Source organism: Pseudomonas pergaminensis (assembly GCF_024112395.2).
In the GTDB taxonomy this organism is placed as follows: Bacteria; Pseudomonadota; Gammaproteobacteria; order Pseudomonadales; family Pseudomonadaceae; genus Aquipseudomonas; species Aquipseudomonas pergaminensis.
On the sequence record NZ_CP078013.2, the window covers coordinates 3,487,918 to 3,503,103 of the forward strand.

Genomic DNA, 15,186 nt, shown 5'->3' on the forward strand with positions numbered 1-15,186 from the left:
CTCAAAGGAGCTGCTTCATGACGATTCACGCCTCACGCCTGGCCATCCTGATCGCTGCCCTGGCCTTTGGTTCGGCGCATGCCGATGAAGTCCAGGTGGCCGTGTCCGCCAACTTCACCGCACCGATCCAGGCGATTGCCGCCGACTTCGAAAAAGACACCGGCCATAAACTGGTCGCTGCCTACGGTGCCACCGGCCAGTTCTACACCCAGATCAAGAACGGCGCGCCGTTCGAGGTGTTCCTGAGCGCCGACGACACCACCCCGCAAAAACTCGAAACCGAAGGCGACACCGTCAAGGGGTCGCGCTTCACCTACGCCGTCGGCACGCTGGCACTGTGGTCGGCCAAAGAAGGTTACGTCGACGCCAAAGGCGAAGTGCTGAAGAAAAACGACTACAAGCACCTGTCGATCGCCAACCCCAAAGCCGCGCCTTACGGCCTCGCCGCCACCCAGGTGTTGGCCAAGGAGGGGCTGACCGAGAAGGTCAAGGACAAGATCGTCGAAGGCCAGAACATCACCCAGGCCTACCAGTTCGTGTCCACCGGCAACGCCGAGCTGGGCTTTGTCGCCTTGTCGCAGATCTACAAGGATGGCAAGGTCACCAGCGGTTCGGCGTGGGTTGTCCCAGCCTCGATGCACGACCCGATCAAACAAGACGCGGTGATCCTCAACAAGGGCAAGGACAGCGCGGCTGCCAAAGCCTTGGTCGAGTACCTGAAAGGTCCTAAAGCCGCGGCTGTTATCAAGTCCTACGGTTACGAGCTGGCCCAGTAAATGCCGTTATCGAGTGCCGATTTTTCGGCTATCTGGTTGACCATCAAACTGGCCTCACTGACCACCGTCATCCTGCTGGTCATCGGTACTCCGATTGCCCTGTGGCTATCGCGCACCCGTTCCTGGTGGCGCGGCCCCATCGGCGCGGTCGTCGCCTTGCCGTTGGTGTTGCCGCCCACGGTGATCGGCTTCTACCTGCTGTTGACCATGGGCCCCAATGGCTACTTCGGCCAGTTCACCCAATGGCTGGGCCTGGGCACCCTCACCTTCAGCTTCGCCGGGCTGGTGATTGGCTCGGTGATCTATTCCATGCCGTTTGTGGTGCAGCCGTTGCAAAACGCCTTCTCCGCCATCGGCACACGCCCGCTGGAAGTGGCCGCGACCTTGCGCGCCAACCCGTGGGATACCTTTTTCAGCGTAATCCTGCCGCTGGCGCGGCCAGGGTTTATCACCGCTTCCATCCTGGGTTTTGCGCACACCGTCGGTGAGTTCGGCGTGGTGCTGATGATCGGCGGCAATATCCCGGACAAAACCCGGGTGGTGTCCGTACAGATCTACGACCATGTGGAAGCCATGGAATATGCCCAGGCCCATTGGCTCGCCGGCGCCATGGTGGCGTTCGCGTTCCTGGTGTTGCTGGCGCTCTACTCCAGCCGTAAAACCAAGATGGGCTGGAGCTGATGTCGATGATTGATGTACGCCTGCACCTCACCTATTCGGGCTTCGCCCTCGATGTGGACCTGCACCTGCCTGGGCGCGGCGTGACCGCGCTGTATGGGCATTCCGGCTCCGGCAAGACCACCTGCCTGCGCTGTATCGCTGGCCTGGAGCGGGCCGAGGACGGTTTTATCCAGATCAACGATGAAGTCTGGCAAGACAGCCGTCAGGGCGTGTTTGTGCCTGCGCATAAACGTGCGCTGGGGTATGTGTTTCAAGAGGCTAGCCTGTTCCCGCATCTGTCGGTGCGGGCCAACCTGGAGTTCGGCCTCAAGCGCATTGCGTGCCAACAGCGCCGTGTGGACATGGTACAAGCCACCGAATTATTGGGCATTGGCCACCTGCTCGACCGCCATCCCCAGCACCTTTCCGGCGGCGAGCGCCAGCGCATCGGCATCGCCCGCGCACTGCTCACCAGCCCGAGCTTGTTGTTGATGGACGAACCCCTGGCAGCCCTCGACAGCAAGCGCAAGGGCGAGATCCTGCCGTACCTCGAACGCCTGCACGATGAGCTGGACATCCCGGTGCTGTATGTCAGCCATGCCCAGGATGAAGTGGCACGCCTGGCCGATCACATCGTGTTGCTCAGCGATGGCAAGGCCCTGGCCAGCGGCCCCATCGGCGAAACCCTGGCGCGGCTCGACCTGCCCATGGCCCTGGGCGACGACGCGGGTGTGGTCATCAACGGCACGGTGAGCGCCTACGACGAACACTACCAGTTGCTCACCCTGCAATTGCCTGCCAGTGCCCTGCACATGCGCGTCGCCCATGCTCCGATGGCACTCGGCAAGGCCCTGCGCATCAAGGTACAGGCGCGTGATGTCAGCCTCAGTCTGCAAGCCGAGGAGCACAGCAGCATCCTCAACCGCCTGCCGGTGACGGTCACCCAGGAGATCTCGGCGGACAACAGTGCGCATGTGCTGGTGCGCCTGGACGCCAGTGGCACGCCGTTGCTGGCACGCATCACGCGTTTCTCCCGCGACCAACTGCAATTGCACCCTGGCCAGACGCTATGGGCGCAGATCAAGGCGGTCGCCGTGCTGGCGTGAACAACCTTTTGGCACGACCGCAAACGGCTGCGGTCAATCAGACATACCGGCCTGATTTGTTGCCAAGGAACCCGCCTCATGTCCGACTCTGCGCTGCCCCGCGACCTGCATTACGTTGACGACACCCAGCCCGGCATTCGCCGCAAGACGGTGCGCGGCAAGTTTCAGTACTTCGACCCCAAGGGCGTGCGCATCACCGACGCCGATGAGATCAAGCGCCTTAACGCCTTGGCGGTCCCTCCCGCCTACACCGACGTGTGGATCTGCGCCGACCCGCGTGGCCACTTGCAAGCCACGGGTCGCGACGCACGTGGGCGCAAGCAGTACCGCTATCACGCGCGTTGGCGCGAGGTGCGCGACAGCGACAAATACTCGCGCCTGCAGGAGTTCGGCAACGCCCTGCCGAAATTGCGTAAACAGCTTGAAGCGAAAATCGCCGAACCCGGCTTCACCCGTGACAAAGTCTTGGCCACGGTGGTGATGCTGCTGGATGCCACGCTGATCCGCGTCGGCAACACCCAATATGCGCGCGACAACAAATCCTACGGGCTGACCACCCTGCGCACCCGACACGTGGATGTAAAGGGCAGCGAGATCCAGTTCCAGTTCCGCGGCAAAAGCGGCGTCGAGCACCAGATCAGCGTCAAGGACCGGCGCCTGGCCACGGTGGTCAAACGCTGCCTGGAATTGCCGGGGCAGAACCTGTTCCAGTACCTGGACGAAGACGGTGAGCGGCACACCGTCAGTTCCCAGGACGTGAATGAATACCTGCACAGCCTTACCGGTGCAGACTTCACCGCCAAGGACTACCGCACCTGGGCCGGCACCGCCATGGCACTGGCCGTGTTGCGGGAATTGGAGTGGCAGCCCGAGTCCGATGCCAAGCGTCATGTCGTGGCGATGGTCAAGGACGTCGCCAAGCAGCTTGGCAATACCCCGGCGGTATGCCGCAAGTGCTACATCCACCCGGCCGTGCTGGAGCATTTCAGCCTGGGTGAACTGTCCAAGCTGCCCAAGCCAAGGCTGCGCAAAGGGCTCAAGGCCGAAGAAGTGGCCTTGGCGATGTTCCTTGAGCAACTGGCGGAAAACTTGCCGAAGAAAGCCAAGACGGGTTAGGCTCTGCCTCCCTTCTGACGCACGGGACGACCGCCGACGTGAACAACTAAGCCTTCCAAAATGTACCTGCAACGAGCCGCCTGGCGCGCTTGTTGGCCTGTTCGACATTTTTTTGGAGGTGCTGATGACTGACGTCAACCGGCTGCCAGTGCTTGTTTCCCTGCAACATGTAACCTTCCAGTTCGCCAATGGCGAGACCCTGCTGGATGATGTGTCCCTGTCCATCGACCACACCCCCACCGGCATTGTCGGGCGCAACGGATGTGGCAAAAGTATCCTGGCCAAACTGATTGCCGGGTTGCTCTCGCCTTCCTCCGGCACGCTCAGTGGTGCGTCCCGTGTCACCTACGTACCGCAGAGCGTCGAGGTGGCGCCCGGAGACACCGTGGCTGATCTCACCGGCACCCTGCCGATCCTGTCAGCCCTTGAACGCATGGCTCTAGGCGTTGCACAGGTCGATGACCTTGCGTTGATCGACGACCGCTGGGACCTGGCTGAGCGACTGCGCGGCGCCCTGGATACAGCCGGCCTGGAAACACTCACTGCTCAAACGCCGGCCGAGCAACTCAGCGGCGGCCAATTGGCGCGTGTCGTGATTATCGGCGCGCTGTTGGCCGCGCCCCAACTGCTGGTGTTGGACGAACCCACCAACCACCTCGACAGCGATGGCCGAATGTGGCTGCTGCGCATGCTTGGCGAATGGCGTGGCGGCCTGGTGGTGGTCAGTCATGACCGGCAATTGCTCAATGCCATGGCGCGCATCATTGAACTGTCGCCGCTTGGCGTCCACGTGTATGGCGGCAACTACGCGACCTATCGGCACCAGCGCGACGCTGAACAACAGGCTGCCCATGCCGCGCTGGAACACGCACGCCTGGCGCGCAGTCGTGAACGGCGGCGCCTGCAAAAGGACCACGACAGCCTGCAACGCAACGCGGCCCGTTCGCGCAAACATGCCGAGACGGCCAATGTCGACCGTTTTACCAAAGCGCGCTGGAAAGGCGCCGCCACGGAAATCGTCAGCACCGTGCGCAGCGCGCACTGGCAGCACAAACATGAACTGGATGCCCAGGTGCGCGACGCCTACGAACGGGTCGTGGATGAGACCCCGACGCTGTTGGCACTGCCCGCGTCGGCCGTGCCCAACGGTCGCCAGGTGCTGTCCCTGGTTGACGCGCACTTGCCGTGGCTACCGTCGACGCACCTGAACGTCCACCTTGCCGGCCCGGTGCGGGTGGCTGTACGTGGGCCGAACGGTTGCGGCAAGTCCACGCTGCTCAAGGTATTGGCGGGAGAATGGCGACTGGTCAGCGGCGAATGCAGCGTGCAGGTGCCCAGTGCCTATATCGATCAGCATCTTGCGCTGCTCGACGACCAACGCTCCCTCGTCGAACAGCTCAACCTGCTCGACACACCACTGGCCGAAGCCGAACTGCGCACACGCCTGGCCTTGTTGCAACTGGATGCCTTGCGCGTGACCCAACCCGTCGGCCAACTCAGTGGCGGTGAGCGTTTGAAGGCCGCGATGGCCATCGCCCTGTGGCGCGAAGTGCCGGCGCAACTGCTGCTGTTGGACGAGCCAACCAACCATCTGGACCTGGAGTCGGTGATGGCTTTTGAGCAGGCGTTGCAAGGGTTTACCGGTGCGATGCTGGTGGTGTCCCATGACGCGGCATTTGTACAGGCGATCCGGCCCACGCACTACCTGGACTGGCATCCTGCGGGTTGGTGCCTGGAGCGTGCCTGAGGTCATTGCATGCGCGCCGAAAGCGTCCTACCGTAGTGGCCGGATAATCTCATCGAGGAACCCGGCCCTATGCTGCCTTCGCCCCGCAAGCCCTACGCCAATGCTGCACTGGCCCATCGACAGCGCTGGCGCGGCCGTGTCGGGCTGATGCTGGTGGCCAGCCTGTCGGTGCTGGCGGGCATGACCGATGCCATCGGCTTCATGGCGAGCGGCGACTTTGTTTCGTTCATGAGCGGCAACACTACGCGCCTGGCGGTGGCGATCAGCGCGGGTGACTTGGGCCTGACCGGGCGCTTGTTGTTGCTAGTCGCAACATTTGTGCTGGGCAATGCGTTGGGCGTGGTGGTCAGCCGACTCAGCCGTCGCCATGCCCTGCCCTTGCTGTTGTGTATCGCTGCTTTGTTGTGCGGTGCGGCGTGGCTGCCTTTCGCGGATACCCTGGCGGCGCTGCTGGCAGCGATCATTGCGATGGGCATGCTGAACGCGGCGGTGGAAGAGGTAAACGGCCTGCCCGTGGGGCTGACTTATGTCACGGGGGCGCTTTCGCGTTTTGGTCGTGGGCTGGGGCGCTGGCTGCTCGGCGAGCGCCGCAGTGGCTGGCGCGTGCAGTTGATCCCGTGGGCCGGAATGTTTGTGGGCGCAGTGATCGGCGCGCTGTTGGAGCAGCAGATGGGCTTGAAGGCGTTGCTGGTCAGTGGGGTATTGGCGGGATTGCTGGGGCTGATATCCCTGAAAATTCCCCGCCGCTGGCACCTGGGCTACATGCCGCGCTGAACAAAGGGGATGCTCGCCCGACGTTTAGGCCTCGACGTCCGTGTACTGGTAAAGAGCCATCATGTCGGGCGAGCGGGTGCATCATAAGCTAATGCGTCGTTGCTGTCGTGCCAGGCATTTCCTAAAACGACTTAGGCAACAGACTACAGGCAGGTCGCGAGTGCGGCCAAACGACGCTTGGCCGGCATGTTGTCTTCTGCGGCGTAGTACTTGATGGTGGAGCCGGTGCCCGCGCTCTGCACGTCGACAAAGTAATCGCCTGCGGTGGTGTAGACAGTAAAACCACCCGCCCCGATCGGCTCCTTGAAGCCGCCGGCGTCAACGCCGAACACGCTTTCGTCCTGCCAGCCGAACTGCACGCATTCGGCAACGACCAGGGTGGCCTTGTCCGAAGCCAGGGTTTTGTAAGGCACACCGGTGCGCGCTTCTTTCATCTTCGAACCCGCGCAACCGGCCAGGGCCGCCAGTACCAGTGCGCCAATTACCACCTTGTGCATGCCATTGCTCCGTTGGAAAAAAACGCGACTGTACCATTGCCGCGAGCCGGACTGACGGCTGCATGAACTTTGTTTCACGGTAAAGGGTGCAGGCGCCGCCTATAGTGGCCACGCTCATTTTTAGAAGCCTGCCTTCTGCCCGCCCTCCCGCGGGCTTTTTTTCGCCTGGGTTTTAGAGCAGCCAGCGAAACAGATAGAACAACGCCATGCTCAGCAGCACAGTCATCAGCACATTGCGCGTCCAGAACATCAACGCCACCGCACTGATGCCTGCCAGCAGGTACGGGTTGGCTGGGCTCAGGTTCAGATGATGATCCGCCAGGAAAATGATCGGCCCGCAAATCGCCGTGAGCATTCCCGGCACTGCAAACCCGAGAAATTCCCGCGCCCCGCGGTTGAGGCGCACCGGCAGGCGCGGCTCGATAAACAGGTAACGGTTGAAAAAGACCACCAGGCCCATCGCCACGATCATGATGTAGATCATTGCTGCCCCACTCCCAGTCGCTTGCAGGCATAACCCGCGCTCATGCCCAGCACGCCGGACACCACCACCGCCGATTCCCAATGCAGGAAACTGAGCCACACCGAAAACACCAGTGACACCGCCACGCAGACCACAGTGGGGACGTCACGCACCACCGGCGTGATCAGCGCGATAAAGGTGGCGGCGATGGAAAACTCCAGGCCCAGCTGGTCAAGACCGGGGATGCTCTTGCCGAGCACGATGCCTGCCAGAGTGAACAGGTTCCAGGCGATATAGAACGTCAGCCCCACACCCAACGCATACCAGCGGTTGAAGGTCTCACGGTCGTAGTGGCTGACCAGTGCGAAGAATTCGTCGGTGAGCAGAAAGCCCAGGCTCATGCGCCAGCGGGTTTTGAGCGGCGACACAATTGGACGCAGGTGCATGCCGTAGAGCAAATGCTGGGAGGTCAGCAGCAAGGTGGTCAGTACGATGGAGATCAGGCTGGCGCCGCTCTTGACCATACCAATGGCGACCAGTTGCGCCGCACCGGCAAACACGATGGCGGACAACCCCTGGGCTTCCAACGGGCTGAACTGCGCATCGATGGCCATGGACCCGGCCAGCAGTCCCCACGGCGCACAGGCCAGGGACAGGGGAATGACGGCGATAGCGCCGCGAGCGAAGGCGTAATGAGGTAAGGCGGTAGGCATGGAAACGGCTCATCGACAAACAGTCGACAAGCATGCCAGCGCAACAAGGGGCTTGTCTTGAACGATCTTGCTCAGGCGAGCCGGACCGACACCTGCTCCACCGAATCACGCGCTTCGCGCAACTCATAGGCATCCTGGTTGAGCCGGTGAATGGTATTGAGCAGGCGCTGGCGCAGAACTTCATCACCGAGTTTTTCAACGGCGCGCATCAGGTCGAACGCCGCGGTTTCGTTATTTTCCGCGACGGAATCCAGGGTCTTGCGCAGGTTGCGAGTGGCACGGGTCACGCGGGTTCTTCCTTCATAAGCAATGGGCAGGCACTTTAGGACATTCGTGTTTCATTTTAATTTCAAACACTTGTGGCGGATTCCACGGCATTTGATCCATATCAATTGAAACGGGGTTTGACTGATACATATGGAAATCCGTATATTCGAATAAACATATATACACAGGCCTTGGCCATGTCGGACCTCATCTCCCCACCCACCCTCTTCAAATGCCTGGCCGATGCCACCCGGGCACGCCTGACGCTATTGATCCTGCGTGAAGGCGAACTTTGCGTGTGCGAACTGATCCATGCCTTGGATGACAGCCAGCCCAAGATCTCCCGGCACCTCGCGCAACTGCGCAGTTGCGGGTTGCTGCTGGATCGTCGTCAAGGTCAATGGATCTACTACCGCATCAACCCGGCATTGCCCGAGTGGGTAACCGAAGTGCTGCATACCACCCTACAAGCCAACCAGCCATGGTTGCACAACGACGCGCAGCGTCTGGATGCAATGGGCGACAGACCACAACGGGCCAGCACCTGCTGCTGAGCCATCGGAGCCTTTATTCATGCTTGTCGCTATTGCCATTTTCATCTTCACCATCGTCCTGGTCATCTGGCAGCCCAAAGGTTTGGGCGTCGGCTGGAGCGCCACGATGGGCGCGATCCTGGCCCTCGCCTGCGGCGTGATCAGCCTGGCTGACATTCCCGTGGTGTGGCACATCATCTGGAATGCCACCGGGACCTTTGTCGCGCTGATCGTCATCAGCCTGTTGCTGGACGAGGCCGGTTTCTTTGCCTGGACCGCCCTGCATGTGGCGCGCTGGGGGCGCGGACGCGGCCGGCGATTGTTTGCCTATATGGTGCTGCTGGGGGCGCTGGTGTCGGCGCTGTTCGCCAACGACGGCGCGGCACTGATCCTTACACCGATCGTCATGTCGATGCTGCTGGCCCTGCGCTTTTCCCCTGCGGCGACCCTGGCGTTCGTCATGGGCGCGGGCTTTATCGCCGACACGGCGAGCCTGCCGCTGGTGGTGTCGAACCTGGTGAATATCGTCTCGGCGGATTACTTCAAGATCGGCTTTAACGAATACGCCGCCGTGATGGTGCCGGTGAATTTCGTCAGCGTCGCGGCCACGCTGGCTGTGCTGCTGTGGTTCTTCCGTCGTGATATCCCGCAGACCTACGACCCCGCGGACCTCGAAGACCCCGCCAGCGCCATCCACGACCGCGCCACCTTCCGCGCCGGCTGGTGGGTGCTGGGCATCCTGTTGCTCGGCTGCTTTGCCCTGGAACCGCTGGGCATTCCGATCAGCGCGATTTCCGCCGTGTGCGCCGTGCTCCTGCTGGTGATCGCGGCCAAGGGCCACAAAATCTCCACGCGCAAAGTGCTGAAGGAAGCACCGTGGCAGATCGTGATCTTTTCCCTCGGCATGTACCTGGTGGTCTACGGCTTGCGTAACGCCGGCCTCACCACCTACCTGGCGACCTGGCTCGATACCTTCGCCACTTACGGAGTGTGGGGCGCGGCCATGGGCACCGGCGTGCTGACGGCGTTGCTGTCCTCGGCGATGAACAACCTGCCGACGGTGTTGATCGGCGCGCTGTCGATCGAGTCCAGCCATGCCGTGGGCGTGGTCAAGGACGCGATGATCTACGCCAACGTGATCGGCAGTGACCTGGGCCCAAAAATCACCCCCATCGGCAGCCTGGCCACCTTGTTGTGGCTGCACATCCTGGCGCGCAAGGGCATCACCATCACCTGGGGCTACTACTTCAAGGTCGGCATCGTGCTGACCCTGCCGGTGCTGTTGATCACCCTTGCCGCCCTCGCCTTGCGCCTGAGTTTCTAACGGAGATACCCCGATGAAAGTCCTGTTCATGTGTACCGCCAACAGCTGCCGCAGCATCTTGTCCGAAGCCATGTTCAACCACCTGGCGCCGGAAGGCTTCGAAGCGATCAGCTCCGGCAGTTTTCCCAAGGGCCAGGTGTTGCCACGTAGCTTGAGCACGTTGCAAGCGGCCGGGATCAGTACCGAAGGGTTGTACAGCAAGGGCAACGATGCCTTTGAAGGCAGCCCGCCGGATGTGGTGATTACGGTGTGCGACAAGGCCGCCGGCGAAGCCTGCCCGGTGTACTTCGGGCCGGCCGTGAAGGCGCACTGGGGGTTGGAAGACCCGTCGGACGTCCAGGGTGACGACGCCAGTGTGCAAGCGGCATTCGACGCCACACTGAAGACCATCGCCACACGCTGCAGGGCGTTCTTCGTCCTGCCCTTCGGCGAACTCAGCCCTGCCGACCTCAAGGCGGAACTCGCGCGCATTGCGCAGTTGTAATCGGAGGCCCTATGACGACGCTGCCCAATCTGGACCTGTCCCTGGTCGACTCAAAACCGGCCAGCCCGGACCAGCCGCCGCGCATCCTGCTGCTCTACGGCTCGACCCGCGAACGCTCGTTCAGCCGCCTGCTGGTGGAAGAAGCCGCACGGCTGTTGCAGCACTTCGGCGCGCATACCCGCATCTTCAACCCCAGCGGCCTGCCATTGCCGGATGACGCGCCCAGCGACCACCCCAAGGTGCAGGAACTGCTGAAACTGATGCAGTGGTCCGAAGGCCAGGTGTGGTGCTCGCCCGAGCGGCATGGCTCGATGTCGGCGGTGTTCAAGGCGCAACTGGACTGGGTGCCCTTGACCCTGGGCGCGGTCCGCCCGACCCAGGGCAAGACCCTGGCGGTGATGCAAGTGTCCGGCGGCTCCCAGTCCTTCAACACCGTCAACCAGCTGCGGGTGCTGGGGCGCTGGATGCGCATGTTCACCATCCCCAACCAGTCCTCGGTACCCAAGGCCTTCATGGAGTTCGATGAACAGGACCGCATGAAACCCTCGGCGCTTTATGATCGGGTCGTCGATGTAATGGAAGAACTGGTGCGCTTCACCCTGCTGCTGCGCGACCGTCCCGACCTGGTGGACCGTTACTCGGAACGCAAGGAAAGCGCCGGTGAACTGTCGCGCCGGGTCAATCAACGGTCGATTTGATCACCCTTGCCAGCGTATGCTCGTGCCTGTCCCCGACTGAGTGAAATCGATGAGCGCCGTGCAACACGCCTGGCTGGGCAACTATGAAGTCAGCAGCACCACCTGCACCGGCCTGACTTTTGCCCGCCACAGCCATGATGAATGTGTGATCGGCGTGAACCTGGCAGGCGAGGAAAAGGTCTGGCTGGATCGTCGCGAGTTCCACGCCGGCCCAGGCTCCATCACCCTGTACAACCCCGGTCAGATTCAAGGCGGCGGTGCGGCCGATGGTGCGCCCTGGCACTTTGTGAGCCTGTACGCCACGGCGGATCAATTGGCGGCGGACCTGGGGCTGATGCATCTGGAATTTGACCGTGCCTTATGTGTTCAGCCCGAGCTTGCCCTGCGACTGGCCGCCGCGATCAAGGGGGCGCTAAACGGTGACACGCTGGTTCGCGACGTGAATGAAGATGCCTTGGTGCTGCTGTTGGCAGAGGTCGTGAACATCAGCGGCGTACGTCTGCCCGGCACCGCCAGCCCCGGCAAACCCCTGATCAGCCGCGCCCAGGCATTACTCGCCGAACACCTGCATCAACCCCTGACCCTGGACCACCTGGGCGGCGAACTGGGGTTGTCCAAATTCCACCTGCTGCGTGCCTTCCAGAAAGAAACCGGGCTGACGCCCCGGGAGTGGGCCATGCAGTTGCGTACCCGTCGCGCCAAAGGCCTGTTGCGCAAAGGGGTTCCCGCCGGCGAGGCGGCCCACGACCTGGGCTTCGCCGACCAGAGTCACCTGAACCGGCATTTCCGGGCGGCCTACGGCATCACTCCTGGCCACTATCAAAGCACCGTGAAGCGCTGAACAGCGCAATCTGGTCCAAGACACCGCACCTGCACATCCTCACACTGCCCCACCTCACTTGAAGGAAATGCGGGCATGCTGACGATCTTTTTTTATGCACTGATATTCGGTTTTGTGTTTTGCCTCTCCCCCGGCGCCGTGCTCGCGGAGACCCTGCGCCGTGGCTTGCTGCATGGCTTTACACCCGCCCTGCTGGTGCAGTTCGGCTCATTGGTGGGCGATGCCGTGTGGGCGGTGATCGGCCTGACCGGGATCGCCCTGCTGATCCAGCATGACACGGTGCGTGTGCCGTTGACGGTGGTGTGTGCGTTGTACCTGGCCTGGCTGGGCGTACGCAGCCTGATCGATGCCTGGCACCTGCCACAACCGGACAGCGCGCCGGCCAGCACTCGGCAAAATGCCCTGGCGGTAGGCGCTGCAATTTCCCTGGCCAACCCGAAGAACATCGTCTACTGGGGCGCACTGGGCAGTGCGCTGTCGGGGATTGTCGGCACCACGCCCAGCCACGGGCAGACGCTGATGTTCTTTGCCGGGTTCATGCTCGCGTCGATCTTGTCATGCTTTCTGATTGCCGCTCTGGTGAACCTGTTGCGGCAGAACGCCTCGCCCACTTGGCAGCGCATCAGTTATGCCGCCTGTGGGCTGGTGCTGATCTACCTGGCGCTGCTGGCCTGGCAAGGCCTCTGATCAGGCCGGCCAGCGGCGGTGCAGGTCATCGATCACATAGGCATGCCCATGCACGCCGGCGTGATGGTGCAGCAGGTGCGGATGGCCGGCGGGCAGGTCGTGGTGTTCGTGCGCCACGCTTGCCTGCTCGTGTTCCGGTCGCCACAGACTGGCGCATGCGATCAAAGCCAGGGTGGCCACGAAGGCGAGGCTGGCAAATGTCTGCGCCATGCCGAAGTTGGCGCTGAGCCAACCGGCCAAGGGGTATGTCACCAGCCAGCAGCTATGCGACAAGGCGAATTGCGCGGCAAACAGCGCCGGCCGGTCCTCGGCATGGGCTGAGCGGCGCAGCAAGCGCCCGCCCGGGGTCTGCGCCAGGGAATAGCCCAGCCCCAGCACCCACCACAGCACCAGCATTTGCCGGTATTCAGACAGGTAGACGCCCACACTGAGCCCCAGGATCAGCAACCCACCGCCCGACAGCATGGCCGCGCGGTCGTTGAGACGCGCAAGCAACCTTGGCAACACCAGCGCCGCCATCATCGAGCCGGTGCCGAACGCGGCCAGCGCAAACGCCGTGAAGCGTTGCGGCAAGGCAAACCCGGATTGCACCAACACCACGCTGTTGACGATGACCATCGCACTGGCAGCCGCCACCGCCAGGTTCAGTGCCAGCAGACCGCGCAGGCGCGGCGTTGCCAGGAATATCCGCAGGCCACGGGTGGTGCGGTCATAGATACCGCGCCGCAGCGCCATCCGCGCCTGGGGCAAGAGCACCGACGACACCAGCAGGGCCGAGACCAGAAACCCTATCGAGGTCCCGGCGAACAGGCTGTGAAAGCTGATGACGCTCAACAGCATCGCCGCCAGGATCGGGCTGGCCACACTTTCCAGGTCATAGGCCAGGCGCGCCAGAGACAGCGCCTTGGTGTACTGCACCTCATCGGTGAGGATGTCGGGGATGGTCGCCTGGAAGGTCGGCGTGAAGGCCGCCGAAGCCGACTGCAGCACAAAAATCAGCAGGTAGACCTGCCACACCTCTGTGACGAAGGGCAACGCCAGCGCGACCAGCGCGCGTGTCAGGTCCAGGCCCAGCAGCATCGCCCGGCGCGGCAAGCGCTCGGCAAAGGCGGCCGCCACTGGCGCCACCCCGATATAGGCCACCATCTTGATCGCCAATGCGGTCCCCAGCACGGTGCCGGCCTGGTCACCTGCCAGCTCGAACGCCAGCAACCCCAGAGCGACGGTGGTCAAGCCGGTGCCGATCAGGGCTATCACCTGGGCGAAGAACAGGCGACGGTAGGTTTTATTGCTGAGCACGTCGAACATGGGAGCCCCCTGGCGTGTTGCCTACAGGTATTTGGTCAGTTGCTTGAGCTCAGCCAGCGAGGCCAGGCTATCCAGCGTCACGCTGTCTTCCAGGCAATGGTCGAGATGGTCCTGGATCAGCGTGCGCTTGGCCTGGCAGATCGCCTTCTCCACCGCATGCAGTTGCTGGGCGATATCCACGCACGGGCGCCGCGCCTCGATCATGCTGGTGATGCTGCGCAAATGGCCTTCGGCACGCTTGAGGCGTTTGACGATGGCGTCATGGGTTTGGTGGACATGTTCGCTCATTGAGAGGCTCCTTCGAGGATGCCTGATCGTATCCCCCCCTGGAGGATACAGGCAAGCCCGTTCATCTCCACCTTCAAAAACAACTACTTCCCGCTCACAACGCTGAAGAAGTGCAAGTAACGATACAACCGAAGCAGAACTGAAACAGGCCTTCTATCTGAACAGACTCTGAACTTGTAATGAATTAATACATTAAGCGTTGACATCCTGCATCGCCCTGAGTAGATTGCCCGTGCCTGCAACTGGGGCCTTTTTTAAACCTCACAAAAGAAGCCAATGGACACAGTATCTAGTCGCTGTCCGAGCACCGCCTTGGCGGGCATCGGGCGCCAAACCCAGAACATGACAGGACTCGCCTCCCCGGTCCGGTAAGCTGCGCTAGAGCTTGATGCTCCACCGTAACTGCCTCGCCGGTCGCTTGTCCGGTCCCGAGGTGTGTTATGACCTTGCTAACCCTTGCTTTGCCCGATGTACGCACACTCGCGGCCGCCCTGCGTGCCAAGCTGTGCCGTGAGCCTGTGGGTTTTTCGCCTACCCGCTCAACCTTTGCTGCACCCTCCCCCCAAGTGCGCCCGGCCTACCCGCTGGCGCATTGGCGTATCTGCCCTGACAGTGGCCAACTGGTCCAGCACTGGGATCACGCCGACCCTCAAGACCCACAGAGACCCAAGGTTTCCAGCCTGGCCAAGGCCAGCTTGATGCTCGGTCTGTATGTGAGCGCTCGCGCCGCCTGACCCGGCTGGAAACAGCAACTTCCTGATTATTGTTCTGGCGTTCTTTTATGAACACGTCCAGTAGTAGCCCGCTGCGCGCTAATTAATTAACGCGCTGTTAGCGGGCACTGTAGAAGTTATGTGAACACCTTATTTAAACCGATCGCGAAGTTAGCGACTCGGCATGCTTT

19 protein-coding genes are annotated in these 15,186 nt (G+C 62.1%); 13 read left to right on the forward strand and 6 right to left on the reverse strand.

Annotated features, from left to right (window positions below):
- Positions 1-17: 17 nt before the first annotated feature.
- From modA to KUA23_RS15745, 6 genes are all read left to right on the forward strand, one after another.
- Entirely contained in the window at positions 18-776 is a 759-nt protein-coding gene (modA, locus tag KUA23_RS15720; RefSeq protein ID WP_252992359.1) for a molybdate ABC transporter substrate-binding protein, read from the forward strand.
- The gene (gene modB, locus KUA23_RS15725; RefSeq protein ID WP_252992360.1) at positions 777-1,457 is read left to right on the forward strand and encodes a molybdate ABC transporter permease subunit; all 681 of its coding nucleotides are present in this window, start codon (positions 777-779) and stop codon (positions 1,455-1,457) included. It abuts the gene before it with no gap.
- Positions 1,458-1,462: 5 nt separating this feature from the next.
- On the forward strand, positions 1,463-2,542 hold the full coding sequence (gene modC, locus KUA23_RS15730) for a molybdenum ABC transporter ATP-binding protein (RefSeq protein WP_252992361.1): 1,080 nt from the start codon (positions 1,463-1,465) through the stop codon (positions 2,540-2,542).
- Between the two features lie 78 nt (positions 2,543-2,620).
- Positions 2,621-3,658: a DNA topoisomerase IB gene (locus KUA23_RS15735; protein WP_252992362.1), complete on the forward strand. Its 1,038-nt coding sequence runs from the start codon at positions 2,621-2,623 to the stop codon at positions 3,656-3,658.
- 124 nt (positions 3,659-3,782) lie between these two features.
- Positions 3,783-5,405, forward strand: coding sequence for an ABC-F family ATP-binding cassette domain-containing protein (locus KUA23_RS15740; RefSeq protein WP_252992363.1), 1,623 nt, complete (start codon positions 3,783-3,785; stop codon positions 5,403-5,405).
- Positions 5,406-5,474: 69 nt separating this feature from the next.
- Positions 5,475-6,179 (forward strand): YoaK family protein, encoded by a 705-nt coding sequence (locus KUA23_RS15745; RefSeq protein WP_078048546.1) that lies wholly within the window; start codon positions 5,475-5,477, stop codon positions 6,177-6,179.
- Between the two features lie 143 nt (positions 6,180-6,322).
- Here KUA23_RS15745 and KUA23_RS15750 read toward each other — a convergent pair whose 3' ends face one another.
- From KUA23_RS15750 to KUA23_RS15765, 4 genes are all read right to left on the reverse strand, one after another.
- Positions 6,323-6,676, reverse strand: a complete 354-nt coding sequence (locus tag KUA23_RS15750) for a hypothetical protein (protein ID WP_078048547.1) — start codon at positions 6,674-6,676, stop codon at positions 6,323-6,325.
- 172 nt (positions 6,677-6,848) lie between these two features.
- Positions 6,849-7,160, reverse strand: coding sequence for an AzlD domain-containing protein (locus tag KUA23_RS15755; protein WP_034105135.1), 312 nt, complete (start codon positions 7,158-7,160; stop codon positions 6,849-6,851).
- A complete protein-coding gene (locus KUA23_RS15760; protein ID WP_078048548.1) occupies positions 7,157-7,852 on the reverse strand; it encodes an AzlC family ABC transporter permease in 696 nt (231 codons plus the stop codon). Before KUA23_RS15760 ends, KUA23_RS15755 begins: the two co-directional genes overlap by 4 nt.
- Positions 7,853-7,923: 71 nt before the next feature.
- Positions 7,924-8,139: a hypothetical protein gene (locus tag KUA23_RS15765; RefSeq protein ID WP_005788169.1), complete on the reverse strand. Its 216-nt coding sequence runs from the start codon at positions 8,137-8,139 to the stop codon at positions 7,924-7,926.
- A gap of 177 nt (positions 8,140-8,316) precedes the next feature.
- On the opposite strand from KUA23_RS15765, the gene KUA23_RS15770 reads away from it, so the two are divergent.
- From KUA23_RS15770 to KUA23_RS15795, 6 genes are all read left to right on the forward strand, one after another.
- Positions 8,317-8,673 (forward strand): metalloregulator ArsR/SmtB family transcription factor, encoded by a 357-nt coding sequence (locus KUA23_RS15770; protein WP_099492110.1) that lies wholly within the window; start codon positions 8,317-8,319, stop codon positions 8,671-8,673.
- A gap of 19 nt (positions 8,674-8,692) precedes the next feature.
- A complete protein-coding gene (locus KUA23_RS15775) occupies positions 8,693-9,976 on the forward strand; it encodes an arsenic transporter (protein ID WP_252992364.1) in 1,284 nt (427 codons plus the stop codon).
- A 13-nt stretch (positions 9,977-9,989) separates the two neighbouring features.
- Positions 9,990-10,460, forward strand: coding sequence for an arsenate reductase ArsC (locus KUA23_RS15780; RefSeq protein ID WP_071488222.1), 471 nt, complete (start codon positions 9,990-9,992; stop codon positions 10,458-10,460).
- Between the two features lie 11 nt (positions 10,461-10,471).
- Entirely contained in the window at positions 10,472-11,158 is a 687-nt protein-coding gene (gene arsH / locus KUA23_RS15785; protein ID WP_252992365.1) for an arsenical resistance protein ArsH, read from the forward strand.
- A 49-nt stretch (positions 11,159-11,207) separates the two neighbouring features.
- Positions 11,208-11,999: a helix-turn-helix transcriptional regulator gene (locus tag KUA23_RS15790; protein WP_078048550.1), complete on the forward strand. Its 792-nt coding sequence runs from the start codon at positions 11,208-11,210 to the stop codon at positions 11,997-11,999.
- Between the two features lie 75 nt (positions 12,000-12,074).
- Positions 12,075-12,686 (forward strand): LysE family transporter, encoded by a 612-nt coding sequence (locus KUA23_RS15795; protein ID WP_071488219.1) that lies wholly within the window; start codon positions 12,075-12,077, stop codon positions 12,684-12,686.
- On the opposite strand, the gene KUA23_RS15800 is transcribed toward KUA23_RS15795, so the two are convergent.
- A complete protein-coding gene (locus KUA23_RS15800; protein WP_078048551.1) occupies positions 12,687-13,994 on the reverse strand; it encodes an MFS transporter in 1,308 nt (435 codons plus the stop codon).
- Positions 13,995-14,015: 21 nt separating this feature from the next.
- A complete protein-coding gene (locus KUA23_RS15805; RefSeq protein WP_071488217.1) occupies positions 14,016-14,282 on the reverse strand; it encodes a metal-sensing transcriptional repressor in 267 nt (88 codons plus the stop codon).
- Positions 14,283-14,722: 440 nt separating this feature from the next.
- On the opposite strand from KUA23_RS15805, the gene KUA23_RS15810 reads away from it, so the two are divergent.
- A complete protein-coding gene (locus KUA23_RS15810; RefSeq protein ID WP_071488216.1) occupies positions 14,723-15,016 on the forward strand; it encodes a hypothetical protein in 294 nt (97 codons plus the stop codon).
- Positions 15,017-15,186: the final 170 nt, after the last annotated feature.